The sequence below is a fragment of the Mycobacterium sp. NGS27 genome (genome assembly GCF_059813005.1).
In genome coordinates this window covers 32992-58403 of sequence record NZ_JCALDT010000014.1, presented here as the reverse complement: position 1 = coordinate 58403, position 25412 = coordinate 32992, and the positions used below count along the sequence as shown (strand labels likewise).

Sequence of the window (25412 nt, the reverse complement as noted above, 5' to 3'; positions counted from 1 at the left end):
AGAGGATGCGTCCTTCGAGTAGGGGCATTGTTACATTTCGCCACGCCGAGTGGACCGTTTTGCAGGGCATTCCGGACGCGCGCACCGGCGGCTCACGAACGCGCTCACGTGGCAACAAGCCCACGTCGAGGTCCAGCTGCCCGCCTAGTCCGTCGCGAAGGGACGAAAGCTGCCGTCGAGCACCTGGTGGTGACCGATGGTGCGCCCGGTGACCCTGGCGGGATCGACCAGAGCCAATTCGACCGCCGCGCGGGCGAATTCGTCCTGCGACGCGGTCTCATCGAAGTTGCGGGCATAGTACGAAAGCCCTGGCGTGAGAATCGGTTTGGAGGGCGATAGGGCATTGACCGCGATGTTGTGGCCGGCGAGATCGAAGGCCGCGCACTGGGTGAGGTGCTCGAGCGCGGCCTTCGATCCGCCGTATCCGGGCAGCACCCCGCCGCTGCGGTCGGCGTACGGGCCGTTTCCGGGCAATCGCGACGCGACCGAGGTGATGTTGATGATCGAGCCGCCCCCCGCCTCGATCATGTCGGGGCACACCAGCTGCATCAGCTCGTAAGCCGCGAACACCGCGATGTCGAAATGCCTGCGGTACGCCTGCAGGGGCGTGCTGACGAACCCGGGCCAGCCGGGTTTGACGGCGGCACCCGCTTTGGCGTGAGCACCCGCTTTGACGGCCTTGTCGCGTGGCCGCTCGCCGGATGCGGGTGGCCGCCCGGGGGCGGTGAAGGCCGCGTTGTTGATCAGAATCCCGATGGGGCCCAACGCCTGTCGCGCCGATTCCACCAGCCCGGCGACCTGATCGCGGTCGGTCAGATCCGCCCGAATCGGCACCGCACGCCCGCCGGCCGCCTCGATGTCGGCGACCGTGTCACCGATGGTCCCCGGCAGCCGTTCGTCCCACACCTCTTCGGTCCGCCCGGCGACCGCCACCGCGGCGCCGTCGGCCGCCAGGGCCAGCGCGATCGCCCGGCCCAGGCCGCGGCTACCACCGGTGACGATCGCGGCGCGGCCCGCCAGCCGCCCCGTCATCGCCGCACCCCGTGCACGACGATGGCCGTGGTTTGCTCCACCCACGCGTCGTCGAGTTCTTCTTCCGGGCGCAGCAGCATCCGCAGCATCGTCGCACCCCCGATCAACTCGATCAGTCGGTCCGGATCCACATCGGGATGGGCTTCGCCCCGGTCGACCGCCTCGCGCAGCCGCACCCGCACCGCGGTGAACAGGTCCACGAATCGCGACATCACCCGCGCATTGAGCGCGGGGTCGGCGGTCATGTCGGCGACCAGACCGGGCAGCGCGGCGCGCACCACCGGCGTGGTGAACACGTCGCGCGTGGCCTCGATCATCATCCGCATGTCGGCGGCGATATCCCCGGCCGGCGACTCCAGCGCGGTCGGGGCCGTCGGGAAGGCCGCCTCGTGCACCAACTCAGCCTTGCTCGACCAGCGCCGGTACAGCGCGGATTTCGTGGTGCCGGCGCGCTCGGCGACCGCCGCCAGACTGATGTTGGAATAGCCCGTTTTGACCAGCAGTTCGGCGGTCGCCGATAGGATCGCCGAGTCGATACGCGGATCGCGCGGGCGGCCGGCGCCGGAGGCCTTGTCAAGGCCGGACGGGTCTGCTTTCATAACGCTACCTACCGTATCGTAATTGCCTCAACGAAGGAGGCACCTTATGGCAACAGAACCGGCGGTCGACAACATCGACCGGCTCCAGCGCTCCAGCCGCGACGTCACGACGTTGCCGACGGTGCTGTCACGCTGGCTTTCCACCGTACTGCCGGGCGACGCGAATCCCGAGGTGATCGTGGAGAGCGGCGTGGACTCGACGGGCATGTCCTCGGAGACGATCATCCTGACGACGCGCTGGCAGCAGGACGGGCGACCGACCGAACAGAAGCTGGTGGCGCGGGTGGCGCCGACGGCCGAGGACGTGCAGGTCTTCCCCACCTATCGGCTCGACCACCAATTCGACGTCATCCGGAAAGTGGGCGAGCTGACCGACGTGCCCGTGCCGCGGGTGCGCTGGCTGGAGAACACCGGCGAAATCCTCGGCACACCGTTCTTCGTGATGGATTACGTCGAGGGCGAGGTGCCGCCCGACGTCATGCCGTATACGTTCGGCGGCAACTGGTTCGCCGATGCGCCCGCCGAGCGGCAGCGTGAACTGCAGGACGCCACCGTCGGCGTACTGGCCACGCTGCATTCGATCCCGAACGCGCAGAGCACGTTTGGCTTCCTCACCGAGGGGCAATCCGGCGACACCGCCCTGCGCAAGCACTTCAACTGGGTGCGGTCCTGGTATGACTTCGCGGTGCCCGACATCGGGCGATCACCGCTGCTGGAGCGGACCTTCGACTGGCTGGAAGCCAATTGGCCGGCCGAGGCGGCGGCCACCGAGCCCGTGCTGCTGTGGGGCGACGCCCGGGTGGGCAACGTGCTGTACAGCGACTTCCGGCCGGTCGCGGTGCTGGACTGGGAAATGGTGACACTGGGACCGCGTGAGCTCGATGTGGCGTGGATGATATTCGCACACATGGTTTTTCAAGAACTCGCCGGCCTGGCAACGCTGCCGGGGTTGCCGGAGGTGATGCGCGAGGAGGACGTGCGCGCCACCTACGCGCGGCTGGCCGGCGTCGAAGTCGGCGACTTGCACTGGTTTTACGTGTACTCGGGCGTGATGTGGGCCTGCGTGTTCATGCGCACCGGCGCTCGGCGGGTGCACTTCGGCGAGACCGAGAAGCCCGACGATGTCGAATCGCTGTTCTACCACGCCGGATTGATGTGGCGCTTGATCGGAGAGGACCAGTAATGCTCGGACCGCTCGACGAGTTCCCGGTACATCAGATTCCCCAGCCGATAGCGTGGCCGGGCTCCTCGGACCGCAACTTCTACGACCGCTCCTACTTCAACGCCCACGACCGCACCGGAGACATCTTCGTGATCAGCGGCATCGGCTACTACCCCAACCTCGGGGTCAAGGATGCGTTCCTGCTCATCAGGCGCGGCGACACCCAGACCGCCGTACACGTTTCGGACGCCATCGACCAAGACCGGCTCAACCAACGCGTCAACGGCTACCGCGTCGACGTCATCGAGCCGCTACACCAGCTACGGATCGTCCTCGACGAAACCGAAGGCATCGCAGCCGATCTCACCTGGAAAGGGCTTTTCGACGTCGTTCAGGAGCAGCCGCACATCCTGCGATCGGGCAACCGAGTCACGCTGGACGCGCAACGTTTTGCACAGTTGGGCAGCTGGAGCGGACACATCATCGTCGACGGTGAGGAAATCGCCGTCGATCCCAAGACGTGGCTGGGCAGCCGCGATCGGTCCTGGGGCATCCGTCCGATCGGCGAGGCCGAGCCCGCGGGCCGTCCCGCGGATCCGCCCTTCGAGGGCATGTGGTGGCTGTACGTACCAATGGCTTTCGACGATTTCGCGATCGTGCTGATCATCCAGGAGGAGCCCAACGGGTTCCGCTCGCTCAACGACTGCACCCGGATCTGGCGCGACGGCCGCGTCGAGCAGCTGGGCTGGCCGCGGGTCAAGATCCACTACCGCTCCGGCACCCGCATCCCGACCGGCGCGACCATCGACGCCACCACCCCAGACGGCACCCCGGTGCACTTCGACATCGAGTCCAAGCTGCCGGTGCCCATTCACGTCGGCGGCGGTTATGGCGGTGACTCCGACTGGACACACGGCATGTGGAAGGGCGAGAAGTTCGCCGAGCGCCTGACCTACGACATGACCGATCCGGCCATCATCGGGCGAGCGGGCTTCGGCGTGATCGACCACGTCGGCCGCGCGATCTGCCGTGACGGGGACGGCAGGCCGGTCGAGGGTTGGGGCCTCTACGAACACGGCGCGCTGGGCCGGCACGACCCCTCTGGCTTCAAAGATTGGCTGACGGTCGCGCCATAGCCGCAGGGTGGCCGCGGCGAGGCCGGGAGACGCTCCGACAGCTTGCACAATTTGCGGTGAAATCCGTCGAAATGCGGTTCACTGGACCGCGTGCCGAAACCCCCGCGGATTGTCGACGTTGTCGTGGTCGGTGCGGGCTTTGCCGGACTCGCGGCGGCCCGCGAGCTGTCTCAACAGGGCCACGACGTGGTGGTTTTCGAGGGGCGTGACCGAGTCGGTGGGCGGTCGCTGACCGGCAGCGTCGCAGGCTTGCCGGCCGATCTGGGCGGCACTTTCGTCGGGCCGACCCAGGACGCGGTCTTGGCGATGGCGGCCGAACTCGACGTCCCGACCACCCCGACCCACCACGACGGCAAGAACCTCATCCATTGGCGCGGGTGGACGCACGCCTATCACGGCACCATCCCCAAGCTTTCGCTGACCGGGCTGCTGGACATCGGCCGGCTGCGGTGGCAGTTCGACCGGATCGCCCGCAGCATCCCGCTGGCGGCGCCGTGGGATGCCCGCCGCGCCCGCGAACTCGACGGCTTGTCGCTCGGCGGCTGGTTGCGCTCCGTGCGCGCGACCGCTTCGTCGCACGACCTGCTGGCGATCGTGGCGCGGGTGACGTGGGGATGTGAACCCGACGACGTGTCGATGCTGCACGCCGCCCGTTACGCGCACGCGGCCGGTGGCCTGGACCGGCTGCTCGACGTGAAGGACGGTGCCCAACAAGATCGCTTTCCCGGTGGCACACAACAGATCGCCGAGGCCGCGGCCGCCGACCTGGGCGCGCGGGTGGTCCTCAACGCTCCGGTTCGCCGAATCGAACGCCACGGCGCGGGCGTGACCGTCACGACCGATCTCGGTGCGACCGAAGCCGGATTCGTCATCGTGGCGATCCCGCCCGCCCACCGCGCCTCGATCGAGTTCGCTCCCCCGTTGCCCGCCGAATACGAGCAACTCGCCCAGCATTGGCCGCAGGGCCGGCTCAGCAAGGCGTACGCGGCCTATTCCACGCCGTTTTGGCGGACCAACGGATTTTCCGGACAGGCGCTGTCCGACGAGGGCCCCGTCTTCATCACCTTCGACGTCAGTCCGCATCCGGAGGGCCCCGGGATCCTGATGGGTTTCGTCGACGCCCGCGCGTTCGACTCGCTACCCGGCGATCAGCGCCGCCGTGACGCATTGCGTTGTTTTGCAACGCTTTTCGGCGACGACGCGCTCAAACCCCTCGACTATGTCGATCATTGTTGGGGGGTGGAGGAATTCGCGCCCGGCGGCCCCACCGCCGCGGTCCCGCCGGGGTCGTGGACGCGGTTCGGGCCGTGGCTGCGCGAACCAGTCGGGCCGATTCACTGGGCCGGCACCGAAACCGCCGACGAGTGGACCGGGTTTCTCGACGGGGCGATCCGCTCCGGGCAGCGCGCCGCCGCCGAGATCACCGCCCTGCTATGAGCTGATACGGCGGGTGGCCGCGTTGTGGACCGCCATTTCGGCGAGTCCGCGCAAGTGGCGATTCACCTCACGCGGGTGTTCCAGCATCGAGCAGTGGCCGCCGGGCAGTTCAACCAGCTCGATCAGGTTGGGCGCGCAGCGTGCGATCCTGCGGGACTGGCTGATCGGGGTCAGCCGGTCGAGCGCGCTGCCGATGACCAACGTCGGCACGGTCAGCCCGTCCAGATTCAGATGCCGCGACCCCAGTGCGGTCACCAGCGCCCGCGCACAGCCGGCCCGTCCGGCCGGTGATGTGTTCTCGAACAGCTCGCAGACGAGCCTGGCGACACTCGGGTCGGCGTCTCGTCCGGTGGCCAGCATCGCCACCGCATACCGGCTCGGGATACGTGCCGCACGCGGGAGCGGGAACCCGCCGAACGCGTTGATCAGGGCGCGCCCGGCGAGAACCCGGGCCGGCGACAACCCGTAGGGCGCCCGCAACAGCTGCACCTGCCGGATCAGATCACCGGTGGTGGTGTTGATCAGCGCGACGGCGTCGGCGCGCCGGGGAACCTTGTGGCGGTAGCGCTCAGACCACGCGGCGATGGTGATGCCGCCCATCGAGTGACCCGCCACCACGGCCCGTTCGTGCGGCGCCAGGGTCGCATCCAGCACCGAATCCAGGTCGGAGGCAAGATGTTTGAGGCTGTAGTCTTTGCGTCCCGGTACGCCACTTCGTCCATGGCCGCGATGATCGAACGCGATCACCCGGTAGTCGTTGGACAAGTCGGCGATCTGATATGCCCACGCCCGTATCGCGCAGGTGATGCCGTGGATCAAGACAATCGGATAACCGTCGGGCGGCCCGAACACCTCCGCGTGCAGCCGGGTGCCGTCGGCGGCCCTAACAGCCACGGTCTCACTCGGCGGCAGCCGGTCGGGGAACGGGTCAACTGAGCGAGCCGACCGTCGAGCACTCATGTTTCCGCTCCCCCCTCGAACGCGGCCCCATTGCCGCAGCTAAGGATGAGACGATCTTATGCCTGGAGTCGGTCCGCTTTTGGCGAATCCGGCAACCGATTCTTAAGAAATGCTTAGACCTGCTGCCGCAGCGTGGTGTGCGGGCTCTGGCCGTACGTCTGCCGGTAGAGCACCGCGAACCGTCCGGTGTGGGCGAATCCCCACCGCTGGGCGATTTCGGTGACTGTCGCGGTAGCACTGGTCGCGGCGACCAGCTCTTGATGGGCGTGGCTGAGTCGGACACGACGCATGTACTCGGTGGGCGTCGTGTCGAGCTGCCTGCGGAAGAGGTACTGGACAGCTCGGGGCGTCAGATGCACGGCGGCGGCGACTTCGTTGATGCCGATGTCGTCTGCGGTGTGACGGTGGATGAAAGACACCGCCTCCTTCAGCGTTTCTGGCAGAGCGAGGTCACTGGCGGGATCTTGTTCGGTGAGGTTGGACGGGTAGCACTCGAGCAGCGCACCGGCGAGCAAGGTCGCCATCCCCGCGGCGATCAGCGGCTGGTGGGCGGTGTCGGCGGAGGCCAAGGTGCCGACGACATACTCCAGCGCTCGGTGCCACGCCCGTACGGCGGCACGCGAGCGCGGCCGCCAATTCACGAACTGAGTCTGCTGGCCCAGCGATGTCTGCCAATCCGCCGCGACTTTGTTCAGCACGTCGGCCTCGACGGTCACCACGTCGAAACGTGCCCCTTTGCAGTGCAATACGCATGGCATGCCATGGGCGACAAGGAGGGGAAAGTCTGCGGTGGCGACAGGACCACCAGCGACACTCAACGATCCCGCGCGCGGCTGGATCACCACAGTGGTGTCGGCGGCGGGAATCTCGAGCGTCACACGTCCCTGGATCATCACCTCGTCCACCATCATGGAGCCGGCATCACTACGCCGGTGTGACACCGCCGCGTGGCTGGTAAGTCCGGAGATGAGCCAACCCGGCTGATACGCGCCGGCGAAGAATCGCCGCGCCGCCTGCGCATCGGTGGTGCGAAACTGCTTGTATTGCACGACAACCGGACGGAACCCGTGCTCGGCATCCGGCGTGGGACAATTCGGGCAGTAGTTGGATCGAGGCCCGTCGGGCGACTCGCCGGCAGAACCGATGACGACCCTGGCGGCTTTGCCGTCGATCCCGCTCGTCGCGATGGTCATGGCCGGCCTTGCAAAAGGACCGCGTGCGCTCGCATCACCGCGCCGCCGTCGGTCGCAAACCTGCCCGATCCGGCGACCCGATGCTTCCGTAGATGCTCAGCGCATCGAGCGCTATTCGCTCCCACGCGAAGCGCGACACGGCGCGGGTTCGGCCCGCCGCGCCCATGCTCTCGCTTTGAAATCTTTGGCTCACAAGCTTTCTCAATGCCACAGCCAAGGCCGCGGGGTTCTCCGGCGACACCATGACGCCGGTGATGTCGTCCAGCACGACGTCGGCCAGGACGCCCACGGTGGCCGCGGCTACCGCCATCCCGGTGGCCATGGCCTGTAACACGGCGGTGGCGCGTGGTGGCTGCCGAGGCGTGCACACCGCGACGTCGACGGACCGCATCAACTTCGGCAATTCGTCATCGCTGACCGTTCCGGCAAAGCGGACGCGGTCACCCACGCCCAACTCCACAGCAAGATGTCGCAGCCGAGCCCGCGCGTCGTTGTGGACACCGTTCGTGGCGTCATTCTCCGCGATCACCAACTCCGCACCGGGCACGTTAGGCAGGGCACGGATGGCGATATCGATACCGTTGCACCGCAAAGGATTTGGTGCCACACAGAGAATGCGTTGCATCCCGTTACGTGAGACCCCCGGACCGGCCGGCGCGTAGAGCGAGGAGTCCACGCCGCAAGTCAGTGCGGACACTCGGGCGCGGCTACGCCGCAGCCGGGCCAGCGCGTCGACGTCGTCGCTGCTCTCGCCCGTTACCCAGGCCGCGCTGCGCGCCAGGAGCGGCTCGACGCGCAGTCGTTCGCTGTGGTGTTCCGCGTCGGCCTGTCCGCGCGACGTCGCGGCCAGACCCAGAAACGTTTGCACGACGGGGATACGCCGACGGCGAGCCGCCAGCTGAGCCGCCAGGCCGGCCAGCCAGCCATAGGCGTGCACAACGTCGGGTTGTTCTTTGGACCAGGCGCGCTCGAGTTTGGCGGCCCACTCTCCCACATAGGGCAGGACCTCGACGGGCGGTGCGGCCCTGCGCGGGCCTATGGGAGCCGACATACATCGGTAGTGGCCCTCGGCCGCCGCCTGTACAGCGCGTCGAGTTGCGCGCCGCAGACACGCCGTCGCGTCATGCCCTTGGGCCGCCAGGGCGGCACACAACTGCTCCGGGTCTTGCCCGACGATGTCATCGCCGCAGACAATTGCAATCCTCAACCGCAATCCCTCCGCGCGCCACGCCCATCCGCCAACAGTAGGCGAAATACCCTGCTCGATAGTCGCGAAACGGCCCGACGGCATCTTCGCAGGCTGGCCTAGCTTTCGCCTGCCGGCCGCTGCGTCCGCCGCAGCGCTATGTCGGCAGGTCGACACGGTGGAGACTTAAGAGGTGACGACTGACAAGCAAGGCCGCGGCGTTCAGCTGGTGGTCCTGCTGGCGTCGGCAGGCGGTCTGGAGCCGCTGTCGACCGTTTTGCGAGGTCTGCCTCGCGACTTTCCCGCCGCCGTCGTCGTGCAACAACACCTGGGCGGTCACCACAGCCTGCTGACCACGATCCTGCACCGCCACACGGGACGTGCGATCGGCTGGGCGCAGGACGGAATGGTGCTGCGGTCCGGACAGGTGGTCGTCTGCCCACCGGCGATACTGCTGCAACTCGACTCCGACGGCCGCTGCCGCCTGCAGACTGCCCAGAAGCATCAGGCGCTGGTGTTCGACGTGCTGCTGGCGTCGGTCGCCGGCTCGTTCGGCCCGCGCAGCGTCGCGGTGGTGCTGTCGGGTTCCGGACATGACGGCGCGGCGGGCACCGTCGCGATGAAGCTGGCCGGTGCCGTCGTCATCGCCCAAAGCCCGGAGACGGCGCAGTACCCGTCAATGCCGATCGCTGCCGCCCGCGCCGGCGCCGATCTGGTCTTGGATGTCGACGAGATCTCCGGCGTTCTCACCGACATTGTCGGAGGTGCGGCGCTGCCCCCCCGGCGAGAATCGTCGGCACCGACTCCCGAAGACCGACCCGATGCCACCCTCACCACCTACGACGTTCTCGATCGGCTGCCTCCGAAGTTTGCGACCAATAGCGCGGCGGCGCGGGGCGAGCTCGCCCGGCTGCGCGCGGCGGAACTCGAACGCCGCCGCAAGGAGCTGACGGCGGGATTCGGTGCCACGCGGGAAACGGTCGCCATGGCCCGGCGTAGGGCGCAGGAGTCGCGGTCCCGCGCTCAGCTGGCTCACCAGGCGGCCGAGGAGGCAACCACCCGGTGGCCCACCACAGCAGCGGGCCACCTCACTGCGGGCGGCTAACCCACCACCTCCATCAGCAGCAACGCCCCGCCGACCGTCCCCTCGATCGAACGGAACGACGTGCAGGTGATGCGCACGGTCGCCGGGCGGCCACGCCGGTTGACCGCCTCCACCACGACTTCGCCGGAGCTCTCCGGGTCGACGAAAGCGTTGCCGATCAGCGGCCGCACAGCGTCGAGCGGTAGGCCGATGTCCAGATTTGTCAGCCCGGTCCCCCTCGTCTCATCTGCACGCAATCCCCAGAGCTCCTCACAGCCGCGGTTCCACAAGATCACCTTCATCTCGCGGTCGACCACCACCATGCCCATCTGCACCGAGTCGATCAGCGAGTCCTGGAAATGCTTGGCTTCGTCGAGTTCCAGGCTGCGCTCGCGCAGCATGTCGTTGATGGTGTGCAGTTCGTCGTTGGTGGACTGCAACTCCTCGTTCATCGTCTCGAGTTCTTCGTTGGTGGACTGCAATTCCTCGTTCGTGGTCTCGAGTTCCTCAACGGTGGACTGCAATTCCTCGTTGGTCGTTTCGAGTTCTTCGTTGGTGGACTGCAGCTCCTCGTAGGCGGCCTCCAGCTGGCGGTTGGTCTGGACGACCTTGTCGAGCAGCGCGCGGGTCGCGGTGACGTCGAAGAAGACGATCGACACACCGAGCAGACCGTTCTCGGCGTCGACCAGTGGATTGACGTGGATCTCGAACCACACCGTTTCGGCGCCCGGGCGTTGCCATTTGACGTCTTGGATCCGCGCCGAGCGCCGCTCCACCTTGGCCTGCTCCAGGTACGCGCGCAGCTCGACCGGACGGTAGGACACCTCGAGGTCGCGCAGCAGCCGGCCGATGTCGCGGGCCGAGAGCCCGAAGATGGACTCGGCCTGCTGGTTGATCATCGCGACGGTGTCTTCACCGGTGACCACGATCTGTGCCACCGGGCTGGCACGAAAGGCCAAGTCGCGCACCGTCGTCAACCCCGCCAGGTCGATGTTGCGTTCGTAGAACGCCGCGTTCGGGTCGTAACGATCCACGCCGCCGTGGGTTCCGGCCGCCTTGCGGAAGATGCGGTGTTTCAGGTTCAGCGGGGCGAACCGGTCGCCGTGACTGAGCAGCATCTCGGCGTGTCCCAAAAACAGCGTGCCCTGCGGCGCAAGGGCAAAATGCAGACGCCCCAACACGTTTCGTTGGGTCTCCGCATTGAGGTACATCAGGCTGTTACGGCACACCAGGAGGTCGACGCGCGAAATCGGCGCATCCTTGACCAGGTCGTTACGCCCGAAGATCACCGCGCGGCGCAGGTCCTTGTGAAATACGTAGCGGCCGTTGACGTGTTCGAAGTAGCGTCCCAACAAATCCGCGGGTACGGATTCGACCGCCTTGGCGTCGTAGGAGGCGATGCGCGCCTCGCTCAGCGCGTCCTCGTCGACGTCGGTGGCGTAGATCTTGACGCGCTGCCGGAATCCGTCGGGTCCCAGCGCCTCGGCCAGCAGCATGGCCAGCGTGTAGGCCTCCTGTCCGGAGGCGCAGCCGGCGCTCCACACCCGGATCGGATCGTTGGGGCCGCGCTCGGCCAGCAGCCGCGGGATGACCTCCGCGCTGACGAACTCCCAGGCATCCGGGTCGCGGAAGAACGAGGTGACGTTGATCAGGATGGTGTTGAAGAGCGCGGTGAATTCGTCGGAGCTGGCCTGCAGGAAATCGAGGTACTCGTCGAATGCGGTGTAGCCCGCCTGGTCCATCCGGTGGCGGACGCGGCGCATCAGCGAGGTGCGCTTGTAGCCGGTGAAGTCGAAGCCGCGCGAGTCCCGCATATAGCGCAGCAGGGCTTCGAACGCCTCGTCAGTCGTGGATTCCATCCAAGTCCCGTCGATAGGGGTGTATCGAAGGATTTGAACATTACTCGCGACGTCAGAAGTGGTTTTCCCGACCGATCAATGCCCAGACCGTTTTGCCCGACGACGTCGGGGTCGCACCCCATGCCCGGCACATAGCGGCGACGATGGCCAGCCCAGAGACGATATCCGCCCCGAGGTCGGCATCTTCATGGCGCCCGGGCAGGTGGGAACTGTTGTCCTCCACAGCGACAGTGACCGTGTCTTGAAAGCTCTCGACAATCAAGACCGGTGCGCTCTCGGTGTGGTCGAGGACGTTTTCGACGAAGACGGTGGCCAGTGTGGCAGCGACCGGAATCACCTCACTGATGTCCCACCGGGAAAGCCATTCCGCGATCACACTGCGCGCAACCTCGAGGCTGCTGCTATTTCGCGCAAGGCTGGCGCGCGCCCGCCGCCGGACCTGAAGCGACCGGTCCTGCAGGGCGTCTTGGGCAAGCTCCAGGCTGGCATGCATCGGCACATAGCGAGTAACACCGGCGTTGGTGATCTCCCGCCGCACCCGCGGCTCGCCGCACACGAGCAGGATCGGCACGTCCGGCCAGATGCTGACGTGCCAGCGGGCGCTGGTGAACACCCCCCATGCGGAAGCCGATGGCGCGCGCAGACGGTTGACGTCGACGATCACCGCGCGGGGCTCGTCGATCGCGGCCTTGATGACGGCGTCGCGAACGGTTCGATAGGTATAGCTGTCCAGCACGCCCTCGACGGTCAGGATCGGTAGGTCGGGTGAGGTCTCCAGCTCGATTCGGACGGCTAATCGATCATCGCTCATCCGGCTTCGCCCTCCTGTTGAGCAGTGGCCGACAGCCGATCGCTGAGTAGTGTCAGGGCGCGCTCGGTCTCGTCCGCAATTGCCGTGTAGCGGCGGTGCAGTAACCCGGTTCCGGCTTTGCCGGCCATGTCGCGGGCCAGCTTGGCCTTTTCCCGCAGGCTGCGCACCGCAATCCACATCGCCCCCTCGAGCTCGGCGTCCCGCGCGCCGAGCAGGGCCTCGGCCGTCCACGCATGGCCCACCTGGCAGCGAAAGTTGGCCTCACTGATGGAGACCAGCGAGCCGTTGCAGTCGGGGCAGGTATAACCCGATGGGACTCCCAATGTTTCGGTGTCGAAGTCGGTCGCGAACCGCGACATCATGGCGATGCGGTTCTCGAGCTCCATCGCTGAGTCGCGCTCCACGTGAATATCCTTTATCTCTCGGTGCGACAGCTCTTTGAGGACCGCGCCGATGCCGGCCGCCGAGGACTGCCGATCCACCACGCCGGCCTCGGCGGCATTGATGGGCATCGCCGGGAACAACGCGTCCTCAGGTGCCTGCGCGATGGTGGTGCCGCCTCGCGAACGGATGGCTCCCATTCCCAGCACGCCGTCATCGAGCACGCCAGAAAGCAACACGCCAATCGCGCGGGGCCCGAAGTTCAGGGCCACCGACCGGAACAACGCGTTGATCGCAGGCCGGTGCCCGTTCTCGGTTGGCCCCTGCGACAGGAGTACATGATGGTCGGCGACCAGCAGATGGCGATCCGGAACCCCGACACAGATGCGCCCCTGTTCCAGGGGTGCCCCGTCCTCGGCGGCGACCGCGGGCAGCGGACCGCTGCGGTCGATGATGCGGGCCAAGATGCTAGGCGCGCCGGGGGGGATGTGCAGCACCATCAGATAGGCGTAGGGCACGTCCGGCGATAACCCGGCCGCAAGGTTCGACAGCGCTTCGACGCCTCCCGCCGACGCACCGATCGCTACCACACCTTGCAGGGCGCCGACTTCAGCCGTCTCAATCACCACTTTCGACTACCCCTATAGATGGTAGGCAACCCTTTCCGTCCTGGATAGGGCCGCGGTCATCCCGTTTGCGCCGGTCAGACGGTGGTACTCCCCACGGTTGAAAGGAGGCGAGCCATGGCCGCCGATCAAAATCCGAAACAGCGCGATCTGGACTCCGCGCGGTTCCGCCGTGACACCGGATACCTGACCACGCAACAGGGCGTTCGCGTCGACCACACCGACGATTCGCTGACGGTCGGTGAGCGAGGACCGACACTGCTGGAGGACTTCCACGCCCGCGAGAAGATCACCCACTTCGACCACGAGCGCATCCCGGAGCGCGTGGTGCACGCACGTGGAGCCGGCGCCTACGGTTTTTTCGAGCCATACGACGACTGGCTGGCCGATCACACCGCGGCGAAATTCTTGACCACTCCGGGCCTTCAGACGCCGGTGTTCGTTCGATTCTCCACGGTGGCCGGGTCGCGCGGATCGGCCGACACGGTGCGCGACGTACGCGGCTTCGCCACCAAGTTCTATACCGAACAAGGCAATTACGACCTGGTGGGCAACAACTTCCCGGTGTTCTTCATCCAGGACGGCATCAAATTCCCCGACTTCGTGCACGCGGTGAAACCAGAGCCGCACAACGAGATTCCGCAGGCGCAGTCCGCACACGACACATTGTGGGACTTCGTGTCGCTGCAGCCCGAGACCCTGCACACCATCATGTGGCTGATGTCGGACCGGGCGCTCCCGCGCAGCTACCGCATGATGCAGGGCTTCGGCGTGCACACCTTCCGGCTGGTAAGCAACAGCGGGGAAGGCACTTTCGTCAAGTTTCACTGGAAGCCCCGGCTCGGGGTGCACTCACTGATCTGGGACGAATGCCAAAAGATCGCCGGCAAGGATCCCGATTACAATCGCCGCGATCTGTGGGAGGCCATCGAGTCCGGGCAATACCCGGAGTGGGAGCTGGGCGTGCAGCTGATCGCCGAGCCCGACGAGTTCGACTTCGATTTCGATCTGCTCGACGCGACCAAACTCATTCCGGAAGAACAGGTTCCGGTTCGCCCGGTGGGCAAAATGGTGCTGAACCGCAACCCGGACAATTTCTTCGCCGAGACCGAGCAGGTGGCGTTTCACACGGCGAACGTGGTGCCCGGCATCGACTTCACGAACGATCCGCTGCTGCAGTTCCGCAACTTCTCCTACTTAGACACTCAGCTGATCCGCCTGGGCGGCCCCAACTTCGCTCAACTGCCGATCAACCGGCCGGTGGCCGAAGTGCGAACCAACCAGCATGACGGCTACGGACAGCACGCGATCCCGCAGGGGCGCTCGAGCTACTTCAAGAACAGCATCGGCGGCGGCTGCCCGGCGCTGGCCGATGAGAACGTCTTCCGCCACTACACAGAGCGACTCGACGGGGAGACAATGCGCAAGCGCGCCAAGTCGTTTGAGAACCACTACAGCCAGGCGCGGATGTTCTGGCTGAGCATGTCGGCGGTCGAAGCCGAACACATCGTTGCCGCGTTCGCCTTCGAGCTCGGCAAGGTCGAAGTGCCCGAGATCCGTTCGGCCGTGGTGGAACAACTCGCGCGAGTCGACAGTGGGCTGGCCGCGCAGGTGGCGGCGAAGCTGGGTCTTCCCGATCCGCCCGAGGAGCCCGTCGACAATCGGGTGGCCCCGTCGCCGGCGCTCTCCCAGATCGGTGTCAGCGACACCATCACCTCGCGCAAAATCGCGGTCCTGGCCGCCAACGGTGTCGACGTGGTGGGGACGCAACGCCTCATCGAGCAGATGGGCGAACGCGGCGCCATGGTCGAGGTGTTGGCACCGGTCGCCGGTGGCACGTTGGAGGGCGGATCCGGCGGCGAGCTTCCGGTCGACCGATCGTTCACGACGATGGCATCGGTGCTTTATGACGCCGTCGTGGTGGCGTGCGGGCCACAATCGGTGCAGACCCTGTCCGACGACGGCTACGCGGTGCACTTCGTGACCGAGGCCTTCAAACATCTGAAGCCGATCGGCGCCTACGGGGCGGGCGTCGACCTGCTCCGCACGGCCGGCATCACGAATCGACTCGCCGAGGACACCGACGTCGTCAACGATCAAGCCGTCATCACCACCAAAGCCGCTGCCGATGAGTTGCCGGACCGCTTCGTCGAGGAGCTGGCCGCCGCTCTCGCCCGCCACCGTTGCTGGGAGCGGCGCACCGACCCGATTCCTGCCTAAGACGTGGTTTTCTCCGCGCCCGGGGCGGGCACTCCGAGATTCGGGGCGTCTCATGGTGGACAGGAGGATCGCTGATGCCGCGTTCGTCGATCAAGAATGAAAAGCTGTATCAGGATTTGCGTAAAAAGGGCGACTCCAAGGAGAAGGCCGCGCGCATCTCTAACGCGGCCGCCGCCCAGGGCAAGTCGAAGGTCGCGCGTAAGGGCGGCAAGTCCGGGTCTTATCAGGACTGGACCGTGGCGGAACTCAAGAAGCGGGCCAAAGAGCTTGGTATGTCCGGCTATTCAAGCCTGACCAAAGACAAGTTGGTCGCCAAACTGCGTAATCACTAGCTGGTGAGGCCGAGCCGCTCGGCCAGCACCAAGAACGCGACCGCGTAGTCGTTGTCCTTGGTCATCGTTCGGATCGCCTCCCAGTCCAGCCGTTCGCGTACCGCGCGCACCGCCGGCAGCAACCTGGCGAAGTCGCAGTGGTGCTCGTGCAGTGCCCGTAGCTGCTGGACGATCACCAAAGTGGGCGGCAACACCGCCATGCCGATGGCGAGCACCTCTTGCTGTTCGGCGCGGTCCAGCATGCCCGCGTCGACCGGGACTCCGTTGATCCGGTGCAGGACGTCGACGAGCGTGTCGGCGCTGCGGGCCTTGAACAGCCAGTCCTCCGGCGGACGCTCGATGACGAATCCCGCGTCGGCCAAGGTTGTCACGGCCGCTTCGACATCGGACTCCGCCACCACCAGGTCCACGTCGTGACGGGGTTCCGGTGCCCCGTAAACCCATAACGCATAACTGCCGGCCAGGGCGAAACGTGGTCCGTTCGCCTTGAGAGCTGACGCCGCGCCACGCAGCGCGTCCCGCAACGGCGTGGCGCACGCGGGTGGATCGGGCTGGGCTTCGGTAGCTGCCATGGTGAATAGGTCATACCCGGCCTGTCCCGGGAGCAACCTGGCGAGGCGGCCAAGGCCGTTTAACTTGTGGCGAACTGGGAAATCTCGGGGTTATGTCAACCGCCGTGCCATGCGCCTATGACGCTGCCGCTGTAGTGGTCGGTCAGCTGAGGTCCGGCGCGCACACGGTCGGCCACCACACAGATCGTGACACCGACTTGTCGGTGATCACGTCGAAGCGAATCCCGGCTCGGGACCCGTACGGATTCGCCGATTACCTCACACCATTGGGGAGAACGGCGGCGGGTGATTGCGCGTGACGGCGGGCCTTGTTGAGCACTGGCTGGAGTCCGGACGACTTGAGTTGCCCTTTCCCGCATCGGGGCGCACAGCCGAACGCTGGCAGCGTCTGGCGCGCCTGGCCGAAGAGAACATCGTGGCGGCCAGGATCGCCGAAGCGCACGTCGATGCGGTAGCGATACTTCACGAATTGGGCGGCAAGCCGCCCGAACCGGGCCAATTGTGGGGGGTGTGGACGGCCGAGGCGCCGGACGCCGTTCTGACGGCCACCAGCAACGACGGCGCGTTCTCGCTGAACGGGACGAAGGTGTGGTGCGCGGGCGCGGGATTCTGCACGCACGCGCTGGTCACCGCGCGCCTTGACGACGGAACGCGCGGGCTGTTCGCCGTCGCCGCGATAGACCCCACCGTCAAGGCGTTGCCCAGCACGTGGTGGAACGCCGGGATGGCCGGCAGCGATACCAGGCCGGTCCAGTTCACCAATGCCCAAGCCGTGGCGGTGGGCGATCCCGACGCCTATCTGGAGCGGCCCGGGTTCTGGCACGGCGCCATCGGTGTGGCTGCCTGCTGGCTGGGCGGTGCGCGGCGGGTCGCCGACCCGCTATACCGCTGCGCCGCAAGCCAGTCGGCCGACGCGTACTCGCTCGCGCACCTTGGCGCGGTGGACGCCGCGCTCGCCGCCGGCGATGCGATCCTGTCCGCAGCGGCGACTCAGATCGATGACGACCCCTTCGACAGGGCCGGCACAGCGCAGCTTCTCGCCCGTCGAGTCCGCACGGTGGTGGAACACGCGGTCGATGAAGCGATTACGCGCACCGGGCGCGCTCTGGGCCCCGGCCCACTGTGCCAGGACGGCCGGCACGCGCAACGCGTGGCCGATCTGAGCATCTACATCCGGCAAAGCCATGCGGAGCGGGATTTGGCCGAGCTCGGACGCCTGGCGGGACAGCAGGGGATGCGGGCGCCATGACAACCGCGTCGGCGGGCAACCGCACCCGGTTTGCGGCCGAATCGCTCACCCACGGCGGCACGCCAGCGCCGTTGTGGCTGGCCGCTTTCGCGGAGAGCCCCCTGCCGACGTTGGATCTCACGGAGTGTTTACGGCTGATCGTCGTGGCTCCTCACCCCGACGACGAAACCCTCGGGCTGGGCGCCACAATCGCTCAGCTGACCGCGCGCGGGGTTAGCGTTCGAGTGGTCTGCGTCAGCGACGGTGGCGCCGCCCGGCCCGGCACGTCAGCGTCGGAGCGGCTTCGCAGGCAGACCATCCGTCGTTGCGAATTACGCAGAGCGACAAACCTTTTGAACGCCCCGCCGCCGTTGATGCTGGGTCTGCCCGACGGTGAGCTGGCAGACCACGAAGACGGTATCACCGAGACGCTGACCGAAATCCTCGACGAGGCCGGACCCGGGACCTGGTGTGCGGCGACGTGGCGCGGGGACGGCCATCCCGACCACGAAGCCGTCGGCCTCGCGGCTTCGGCCGCGTGTGCGCGTACCGCGACGACATTGTTGGAATATCCGGTGTGGATGTGGCACTTGGCATTTCCAGCCGACGAGGCGGTGCCGTGGGACCGGGCCTACTCGGTGCCCGCACCCAGTTGGGCGTCGGAACGCAAACTGCGTGCGGCGCAATGTTATCGAAGCCAATTCGAGCGCAGTGGCGACGGCGCCGCGCCCAGGTTGCCGGGCTGCGTGCTGCCGCGCTTGCGCGCGGTGGGCGAGGTCGTCTTTCGGTGACCCGCACCGACCGCCGGGTGTTCCAATCAGGATGCGCCCCCGTCGGTTCGTGTCGTAGCGAGCCCGCGCGTCGGGGACGGCGGCGACTGCACCGGGAAAAAAGTGATAGGGGAAACCTATGCGTGTGGCGACGTTCAACATCCTGCACGGGCGCACGGTCGGCGACGGCGTGGTGCTCCAGCGGCTGCGTGACTGCGTACAACGCCTCGATCCGGACGTGCTGAGCTTGCAAGAGGTCGACTGCGACCAACCGCGCTCCGAGCGCGCCGACCTGACCGCAGCGGCGGCCGAAGCCATGGGCGCCGTGGAACACCGGTTCGTGGCGGCGATTTCGGGCACGCCGGGGGCGACCTGGATGGCCGCCACGGGCCGCGAGCAACCCGGCACCGCCGCATACGGAATCGCGTTGCTGTCCCGATACCCAGTCACCAGCTGGCAGGTGCTACGGCTGCCCCGCATACCGATGCGGTTTCCCATGTACCTCCCGGGACCCAACCGGGTCATGGTCGTCAACGAGGAGCCGCGCGCGGCGGTCATCGCGCAGATGCGCACGCCCCTGGGCGCGCTCACGGTGGCCAACACTCACCTGTCCTTCGTCCCGGGCTGGAACCGGCGTCAGCTACGCCGACTGATTCATGACCTGCGCGGCTTTCCCGGACCACGGCTGCTGACCGGGGACTTGAACATGACCCCGAAGGCGGTGGGCCGGTGGTCGGGCATGCGGACGTTGGCCACCGCCCAAACGTTTCCCGCGGACACGCCCAATCGCCAGCTCGACCACATCTTGACCGACGACCGCCGGCTGCGCGGGGGCGTCGTGGGATCGGACCTGATGACCATTTCCGACCATCGTCCGCTGGTGGTCGATCTGCAGCGGGCCTGAGATTTCAACCGTCGGCCGAAGGCATCTCGTCGGCGCAGCCGCCATACCCGACGCGCGAAAGGGGCCCGGTCCGTCAATCGGACCGAGCCCCCTGCGGGTGACCTACTGGTTCTTCTTCTGCCGCTCCTCGGCGGCGTCGGCGCCCGCGCGCGCCGACTCAGCTTCGGCTTCCTTCTTGCCCGCATCGCGTTGAGCGTCGGCTTTGTCCTGCTGGGCCTGGCCCTCTCTGTGCAAGTCGTCGCGCCCGAGCACGGCCCCGCCGACCTCTTTGACCTTCCCCTTCACGCCTTCCACGGTGCCCTTGACCGCTTCCTCCGGCCCGCTCTTGTCATCCCCCATGGGTTCAACCTCCCTCTCGGTGATTACTGAGCTTGCGCTCGCATGGCACCTAGGGCGTTCCCACCGCACGCCCCATCAAACGCGCGCGGTCCGCGTGACCCTTCGACGCGACCGCCGAATCCGTCCGTTTGAACGAGGCCTGTTTGGGTAGTAGCCACGCCGAAGGGGGTGATGGCGCTGACCACTATCGCCGTGATCGGCGCGACCGGCACCGCAGGTACCCGCATTGTCGCCCGGCTGAGGTCGCGCGATGTCGCCGTCGTAGAGATATCGCGTGAGCATGGTGTCGACCTGTTTGACGGGCCCGGTCTTTCGCGCGCGCTCAAGGACGTTGACGTCGCCATCGACGTGTCCAACCCGGTGCCTCCCGACGGCCGGTCCGACATCGGCCAGACCCTGGCGGCGGCCTCCCACAACATCGTGGGCGCGTGTGCCGCGCAAGAAGTTCAGCGCCTGGTGGTGTCGACGATCGCCGGAATCGAGGACCCCGTGTTCGACGGCTTCGCCTATTACGAAGCCAAGCGCAGGGCCAAAGACATCATGCTCGACGGTCCGGTACCGACCACGATCGTCAGGTCGACGCAATGGTTCGAATTCGCCACCAACGACGACGCGGTGACATGCAACTCCGACGAGGTCATCGTCGAGGACTGGCTGATTCAACCCGTCGCCGCCGATACGGTCGCCGACGTGATGGTCGAGGCGGCCCTGGGGCAGCTACACGCACCGCGCACCATCACCGGCCCGGACGCCATCCGGCTGCCCGATCTCACATCCAAACTCCTTGCCCAGCAGGGCGATAGCCGACAGGTGCGAACCGTGCAGCCCGCGGTTGCCGCACTGGGCGCCGGAGCGCTGCTCGCTCCCGGCCAGGCCGTCGTCGTCGGCCCCGGCGTCGACACGTGGCTGCAGACCCTGGCTCCCCCCGGCACCAACGGCCACCATTGCGCCGACGGCTCGAGTCCGCACTTCGGGACCAGCCAGTAAATAACGATCCCGTCACGATCCCGCCGACGATTCCCTAAGACCCCGGCCGTTTTCTTAAGAATTCGTTGCTCCTTTAATCGTTCGCTTAGCAAACGACCGCCGGAAAGGGGGTAACGACCGCTAGCGTTCGTCGTCGGCGAACATCAGCGAATACTGCCACCGTCCGCTTCCGCTACTTTGGATTCCGAGGATCGGGAGCCTCTCGCAGAAACAATCATTTTCGTTTCGAAGGACAACAAGATCATGAAAATCAGCAGTATCGTCGCGCGCCGGAAAGCGGCCGGGATCAGTGCCGGCTGCCTGCTCGGGGGAATGGCGATGGGCATCATCGGTGCGCCCTCGGCGGCCGCAGCGCCCGACTGCAGCCCAGCCGGTGTGAACAACACCGTTTCCTCGGTGGAAGGCTCCGCCCAGCAGTATCTGGCGGCGCATCCGGGCGCGAACCAGGTGGTGACGGCCGCCTACGGGCAGCCGCGGCCGGAGGCCGAATCGAGCCTGCGCGGCTACTTCACCGGCCACCCGCAGGAGTACAACGACCTGCGCGGCATTCTGGCGCCAATCGGCGACACCGAGCGGCAGTGCAATGTCACCGCCCTGCCGCCGAACCTGGAGTCGGCTTACCACGAGTTCATGGCCGGCTGATTGCGCTACGACACGACCCGCCACAGCGCCGTGGCGGGTCGTTGCCATGTGGGGGCGCTAGTTCGGCCGTGTGAACAACTTCTCCGGCGGGTAATTGTGCAGTCAGCTACCAGAATTGGAGGGCGGAAAATGCGGCTGCGCCGGAGCGTGCTGAGCAAGCCTGGTATCGCGCGCAAGCGTCGCGGTAAAGGCTTCGCCTATTACCAGCCGGATGGCAAACCGCTGTCCGACCCGGAAACCCTGCAGCGCATCAAGGATCTGGTCATCCCACCTGCCTGGAAGAACGTGTGGATTGCGCCGTACAGCAACGGCCACATCCAAGCCGTGGGCGTCGACGCCGCCGGGCGGCGGCAGTATCTGTACCACTCCCTCTGGCAACAGGAACGCGCCGAGGAGAAATTCGACCGTGTGCTGGAACTGTCGACGCGGCTGCCGGTGTGGCGCGCCGAGATTGCCAAAGACCTGACGCGCAAGGGCTTGACCCGCAAGCGGGTGCTGGCGCTCGCGCTGCGGCTGCTCGATCGCGGGTACTTTCGCGCCGGCGGCGAGCAATACGCCGAGGAGAACGAGTCCTACGGTCTGTCCACCCTGCTATGTGAGCATGTGGTGGTCCGGCGCGATGCGGTCGAGTTCGATTTCCCCGCCAAGAGCGGAGTCCGGCGCACCGTGGAAATCGAGGATCCCGACGTGGTCCGCGCGGTGCGTGCGTTGACGCGCCGCCCCGACCGCACCGAGCGATTGCTGGTGTGCCGCACCTCATCCGGCTGGCTCGATGTTCGTGCCGCCGACCTGAACGAGCGATTCAAGGAACTGGTCGGCGACGAATACACCGTGAAGGACCTGCGGACGTGGCATGGGACGGTGCTGGCGGCCGCGGCATTCGCCGACGCGGACCCTGCCGTCTCTCGCCGGGTGGCCAAACGCGTTGAATCCGCAGTGATGAAAGAGGTGGCCGAGGAGCTGGGCAACACTCCGGCGGTCGCGCGCGGATCCTACGTCGACCCCCGCGTGGTCACCGGTTACGAGCAGGGGCTGACCATCGCGGCGGCGACCCGCCGCGCCGAACGCGCCCGCAAACCCGACGTCGCCCAGGAGATCCTGGACAAGGCCACCCGCATGTTGATCCGGCGAGTGGCCAAGGGCCACAGCGCTGGTGGATCCTCGGCGCTGCCCAAATCGGCGTGAGCGGTCGCGCCAGCTGAAAACTGGCTGAGAGTCGCCTGACCTGCCGAATAACACCGGCGAATCCGGGTAACCGGGCTCGTGTGGGAAGTGCCCAAGTCGTCCTCGCGGCGGCAGCCTGCGTGGGTCTCGTCTGTCAGCGGCGGCCGCTAGCGGCTGGTTCGCGTCTCGACAACGGTGCCACGCAGGTGGTTCAAACAATAGCCACACCGCCCATCCGCCAGCACAGTAGGACCGTCTGCCGAGGAGCGAAAACATGTCCAAAAAAGAGGTTTCCGACTATCTGCTAGAGCGCTTGCGGGCGTGGGGCGTTGAACATGTATTCGGGTACCCCGGCGACGGCATCAACGGCCTGCTGGCGGCGTGGGGACGCGCGGACAACAAACCCAAGTTCATCCAGTCGCGCCACGAGGAGATGAGTGCCTTCGAGGCGGTGGGCTACGCGAAATTCACCGGCCGGGTCGGAGTTTGCGCCGCCACCTCGGGCCCCGGCGCGATCCACCTGCTCAACGGCCTCTACGACGCCAAGCTCGACCATGTTCCGGTGGTGGCCATCGTCGGCCAGACCAACCGCAGCGCGATGGGCGGAAACTACCAGCAAGAGGTCGACCTGCTGACCCTTTTCAAGGACGTCGCCAGCGACTACGTCCAGATGGTCACCGTCCCCGAACAATTGCCCAACGTGCTCGACCGCGCGATCCGCATCGCGATGACCCAGCGGGCCCCGACGGCGTTGATCATCCCCAGCGACGTCCAGGAGCTGCCATACTCTCCGCCCGAACACGCGTTCAAGATGGTGCCCTCCAGCCTCGGCATCGAATATCCGGAAATCGCCCCGGACGACACCGCCATCGCGCGCGCCGCCGATGTGCTGAATGCGGGCAAGAAGGTCGCCATGCTGGTGGGCTCCGGCGCCCGCGGCGCCCAAGACGAGCTCGCCGAAGTCGCCGACCTGCTCGGTGCGGGCGCGGCGAAGGCGTTGCTGGGCAAGGACGTGTTGTCGGACGAATTGCCCTGGGTCACCGGCTCGATCGGCTTGCTGGGGACGCGGCCGAGCTATGAGTTGATGCGCGACTGCGACACGCTGCTGACCGTCGGCTCGAGCTTCCCGTACACGCAGTTCCTGCCGGAATTCGGTCAAGCGCGCGCGGTGCAGATCGACGTCGACGGCCGGATGATCGGCATGCGCTACCCGTTCGAGGTCAACCTGGTTGCCGACGCGAAGACCGCACTGCGGGCGTTGATCCCACACCTGCGCCGCAAAGAGGACCGCTCGTGGCGCGAGGGCATCGAGAAGACCGTGGCCCGCTGGTGGGAGACCATGGACAAGGAGGCCATGGTCAGCGCTCACCCGGTCAACCCGTTGCGATTGTTCTCGGAGCTGTCGCCGCAGTTGCCCGACAATGCCATCGTCGCAGCCGATTCCGGCTCGTCGGCCAACTGGTATGCGCGCAATCTGCGCTTCCGCGGCAACATGCGGGGCTCGCTGTCGGGCAACCTCGCCACGATGGGCCCGGGGGTTCCGTACGGCATCGGCGCCAAGTTCGGCCACCCGGACCGGCCCGTCATCGTGTTCAGCGGTGACGGCGCAATGCAGATGAACGGCATGGCCGAACTGATCACGATCAAGCGGTACTGGAACGAGTGGAAAGATCCGCGCCTGATCATCGCGATCCTGCACAACAACGACCTGAATCAGGTCACCTGGGAAATGCGGGCGATGGCCGGCGCGCCGAAATTCGCGGAGTCCCAAAATCTTCCCGACATCGACTTCGCCGCGTTCGCGGCCAGCCTGGGCCTGAACGCGATGACCATCAAGGACCCGGAGGAGCTCTCGGACGCCTGGCGCAACGCGCTGTCCGCGGACCGCCCCACCGTGCTGGACGTCCACACCGACCCGGACATGCCGCCCATCCCCCCGCACGCCACCTGGGAACAGTTCAAGTCGGCGACCGCGGCGGTGCTCTCCGGTGACGAAGACCGGGTGGGCTTCGTCAAGGTCGGACTGAAGACCAAGGCGCAGGAGTTCTTGCCGCACAAGAAGAGTTGACCCGCGCGGGTCAACTCACCAGGCTCGCGCCCGCGCTGCGCAGGTCGTCGACGAACGAGTTGTACACCTGATCGTGTCGGTCGCTGCGGTCGCGCAGCACCGACGAGGGGTGCACCGTCGCAAAGACGATCGGCTCCGGTGTGAGGTCGACGTCGACGGACGCCGGCAGCCGCAGTTGTTGGCCACGCTGGGTGGAAACACGAAAGGTGTTGCCCAGCAAGGACTGCGCGGCCGTCGCACCCAGGCACACGACGACTTGGGGCCGCACCGCCTCGATCTCGGCGATCAGCCATGGTCGGCACGCGACTACTTCGGTGCGGCCGGGCTTTTGGTGGATGCGTCGCTTGCCGCCCTTACGGGTGAACTTGAAGTGCTTGACGGCGTTGGTCTCATAGACCAGCGCCGGGTCGATGCCGGCATCGTCGAGAGCACGGGCGAGCAACCGCCCGGCCGGGCCTACGAACGGCTCGCCAGCGCGGTCCTCCTGGTCGCCCGGTTGCTCGCCCACCAACATGATCGGCGCCCCGGAATTCCCGTTGCCGAACACCGTTTGGGTGGCGTCTTCGAAAAGTAAACAGCCGTGGCACGTTTCGGCCGCGTCGCGCAGCGCGTCGAGGTCCCGCTGCTGCGGAAGGTAGCGGTCGGCCCCGGGTGCGTTCGATGTTGCGGCCATGGTGCGCTGAAGGGCGTGGTACCCCCCGCTCCCCCACCGAGCAGGGG

General features: G+C 66.7%; 24 protein-coding genes. 13 read left to right on the top strand and 11 right to left on the bottom strand.

Features of this window, described 5'->3' with window-relative positions; translation table 11 throughout:
* Positions 1-144: 144 nt before the first annotated feature.
* The gene (locus AC5Y30_RS25120) at positions 145-1032 is read right to left on the bottom strand and encodes an SDR family NAD(P)-dependent oxidoreductase (RefSeq protein ID WP_499921938.1); all 888 of its coding nucleotides are present in this window, start codon (positions 1030-1032) and stop codon (positions 145-147) included.
* Positions 1029-1631, bottom strand: a complete 603-nt coding sequence (locus tag AC5Y30_RS25115) for a TetR/AcrR family transcriptional regulator (protein WP_499921936.1) — start codon at positions 1629-1631, stop codon at positions 1029-1031. The genes AC5Y30_RS25120 and AC5Y30_RS25115 overlap by 4 nt, the downstream gene beginning before the upstream one ends.
* Positions 1632-1677: 46 nt before the next feature.
* On the opposite strand from AC5Y30_RS25115, the gene AC5Y30_RS25110 reads away from it, so the two are divergent.
* From AC5Y30_RS25110 to AC5Y30_RS25100, 3 genes are all read left to right on the top strand, one after another.
* The gene (locus AC5Y30_RS25110; protein ID WP_499921934.1) at positions 1678-2814 is read left to right on the top strand and encodes a phosphotransferase family protein; all 1137 of its coding nucleotides are present in this window, start codon (positions 1678-1680) and stop codon (positions 2812-2814) included.
* Entirely contained in the window at positions 2814-3929 is a 1116-nt protein-coding gene (locus AC5Y30_RS25105) for an Rv3169 family protein (protein WP_499921932.1), read from the top strand. The genes AC5Y30_RS25110 and AC5Y30_RS25105 overlap by 1 nt, the downstream gene beginning before the upstream one ends.
* Before the next feature lie 90 nt (positions 3930-4019).
* Positions 4020-5366 carry a flavin monoamine oxidase family protein gene (locus tag AC5Y30_RS25100; RefSeq protein ID WP_499921930.1) on the top strand — a complete coding sequence of 449 codons (1347 nt, stop codon included), beginning with the start codon at positions 4020-4022 and terminating at the stop codon, positions 5364-5366.
* Here AC5Y30_RS25100 and AC5Y30_RS25095 read toward each other — a convergent pair.
* From AC5Y30_RS25095 to AC5Y30_RS25085, 3 genes are all read right to left on the bottom strand, one after another.
* Entirely contained in the window at positions 5361-6326 is a 966-nt protein-coding gene (locus AC5Y30_RS25095; protein ID WP_499921928.1) for an alpha/beta fold hydrolase, read from the bottom strand. The genes AC5Y30_RS25100 and AC5Y30_RS25095 overlap by 6 nt on opposite strands.
* A 113-nt stretch (positions 6327-6439) precedes the next feature.
* On the bottom strand, positions 6440-7519 hold the full coding sequence (locus AC5Y30_RS25090) for a helix-turn-helix transcriptional regulator (RefSeq protein WP_499921925.1): 1080 nt from the start codon (positions 7517-7519) through the stop codon (positions 6440-6442).
* Between the two features lie 34 nt (positions 7520-7553).
* Positions 7554-8726, bottom strand: coding sequence for a glycosyltransferase (locus tag AC5Y30_RS25085; protein ID WP_499921923.1), 1173 nt, complete (start codon positions 8724-8726; stop codon positions 7554-7556).
* A 172-nt stretch (positions 8727-8898) separates the two neighbouring features.
* On the opposite strand from AC5Y30_RS25085, the gene AC5Y30_RS25080 reads away from it, so the two are divergent.
* On the top strand, positions 8899-9810 hold the full coding sequence (locus AC5Y30_RS25080) for a chemotaxis protein CheB (protein WP_499921921.1): 912 nt from the start codon (positions 8899-8901) through the stop codon (positions 9808-9810).
* Here AC5Y30_RS25080 and AC5Y30_RS25075 read toward each other — a convergent pair.
* From AC5Y30_RS25075 to AC5Y30_RS25065, 3 genes are read right to left on the bottom strand one after another with little or no spacing between them, the layout of a single operon-like run.
* A complete protein-coding gene (locus AC5Y30_RS25075) occupies positions 9807-11648 on the bottom strand; it encodes a CheR family methyltransferase (protein WP_499921919.1) in 1842 nt (613 codons plus the stop codon). The genes AC5Y30_RS25080 and AC5Y30_RS25075 overlap by 4 nt on opposite strands.
* Before the next feature lie 52 nt (positions 11649-11700).
* Positions 11701-12459, bottom strand: coding sequence for an STAS domain-containing protein (locus AC5Y30_RS25070; RefSeq protein WP_499921918.1), 759 nt, complete (start codon positions 12457-12459; stop codon positions 11701-11703).
* Positions 12456-13469: a chemotaxis protein CheB gene (locus AC5Y30_RS25065; RefSeq protein WP_499921917.1), complete on the bottom strand. Its 1014-nt coding sequence runs from the start codon at positions 13467-13469 to the stop codon at positions 12456-12458. Before AC5Y30_RS25065 ends, AC5Y30_RS25070 begins: the two co-directional genes overlap by 4 nt.
* A gap of 114 nt (positions 13470-13583) precedes the next feature.
* On the opposite strand from AC5Y30_RS25065, the gene AC5Y30_RS25060 reads away from it, so the two are divergent.
* A complete protein-coding gene (locus AC5Y30_RS25060; RefSeq protein ID WP_499921915.1) occupies positions 13584-15686 on the top strand; it encodes a catalase in 2103 nt (700 codons plus the stop codon).
* 74 nt (positions 15687-15760) lie between these two features.
* Positions 15761-16018, top strand: a complete 258-nt coding sequence (locus AC5Y30_RS25055) for a DUF7218 family protein (protein ID WP_499921913.1) — start codon at positions 15761-15763, stop codon at positions 16016-16018.
* Here AC5Y30_RS25055 and AC5Y30_RS25050 read toward each other — a convergent pair.
* The gene (locus AC5Y30_RS25050) at positions 16015-16590 is read right to left on the bottom strand and encodes a nucleotidyltransferase family protein (protein ID WP_499921911.1); all 576 of its coding nucleotides are present in this window, start codon (positions 16588-16590) and stop codon (positions 16015-16017) included. The two genes, AC5Y30_RS25055 and AC5Y30_RS25050, sit on opposite strands and share 4 nt — an antisense overlap.
* 295 nt (positions 16591-16885) lie before the next feature.
* Between AC5Y30_RS25050 and AC5Y30_RS25045 the strand changes: the two genes are divergently transcribed.
* From AC5Y30_RS25045 to AC5Y30_RS25035, 3 genes are all read left to right on the top strand, one after another.
* Positions 16886-17839, top strand: coding sequence for an acyl-CoA dehydrogenase family protein (locus tag AC5Y30_RS25045; protein WP_499921910.1), 954 nt, complete (start codon positions 16886-16888; stop codon positions 17837-17839).
* Positions 17836-18609 (top strand): PIG-L deacetylase family protein, encoded by a 774-nt coding sequence (locus AC5Y30_RS25040; RefSeq protein ID WP_499921908.1) that lies wholly within the window; start codon positions 17836-17838, stop codon positions 18607-18609. Before AC5Y30_RS25045 ends, AC5Y30_RS25040 begins: the two co-directional genes overlap by 4 nt.
* Before the next feature lie 118 nt (positions 18610-18727).
* Positions 18728-19492, top strand: a complete 765-nt coding sequence (locus AC5Y30_RS25035; protein WP_499921906.1) for an endonuclease/exonuclease/phosphatase family protein — start codon at positions 18728-18730, stop codon at positions 19490-19492.
* A gap of 102 nt (positions 19493-19594) precedes the next feature.
* Here the strand turns inward: AC5Y30_RS25035 and mbp1 are convergent, their stop codons facing one another.
* Positions 19595-19831 carry a microaggregate-binding protein 1 gene (gene mbp1, locus AC5Y30_RS25030; protein WP_499921904.1) on the bottom strand — a complete coding sequence of 79 codons (237 nt, stop codon included), beginning with the start codon at positions 19829-19831 and terminating at the stop codon, positions 19595-19597.
* A gap of 168 nt (positions 19832-19999) precedes the next feature.
* On the opposite strand from mbp1, the gene AC5Y30_RS25025 reads away from it, so the two are divergent.
* The 4 genes from AC5Y30_RS25025 (at position 20000) to AC5Y30_RS25010 (ending at position 24692) form a co-directional block, all read left to right on the top strand.
* Complete coding sequence (locus tag AC5Y30_RS25025; protein WP_499921902.1) at positions 20000-20818, top strand: SDR family oxidoreductase; 819 nt, start codon at positions 20000-20002, stop codon at positions 20816-20818.
* A gap of 243 nt (positions 20819-21061) precedes the next feature.
* On the top strand, positions 21062-21460 hold the full coding sequence (locus tag AC5Y30_RS25020; RefSeq protein ID WP_499921967.1) for a heme-binding protein: 399 nt from the start codon (positions 21062-21064) through the stop codon (positions 21458-21460).
* Positions 21461-21589: 129 nt separating this feature from the next.
* Positions 21590-22645 (top strand): DNA topoisomerase IB, encoded by a 1056-nt coding sequence (locus tag AC5Y30_RS25015; protein ID WP_499921900.1) that lies wholly within the window; start codon positions 21590-21592, stop codon positions 22643-22645.
* Positions 22646-22898: 253 nt separating this feature from the next.
* On the top strand, positions 22899-24692 hold the full coding sequence (locus AC5Y30_RS25010) for a thiamine pyrophosphate-requiring protein (protein WP_499921899.1): 1794 nt from the start codon (positions 22899-22901) through the stop codon (positions 24690-24692).
* A 10-nt stretch (positions 24693-24702) separates the two neighbouring features.
* Here AC5Y30_RS25010 and AC5Y30_RS25005 read toward each other — a convergent pair whose 3' ends face one another.
* Positions 24703-25365, bottom strand: coding sequence for a UdgX family uracil-DNA binding protein (locus tag AC5Y30_RS25005; RefSeq protein WP_499921897.1), 663 nt, complete (start codon positions 25363-25365; stop codon positions 24703-24705).
* Between the last annotated feature and the right edge of the window lie 47 nt (positions 25366-25412).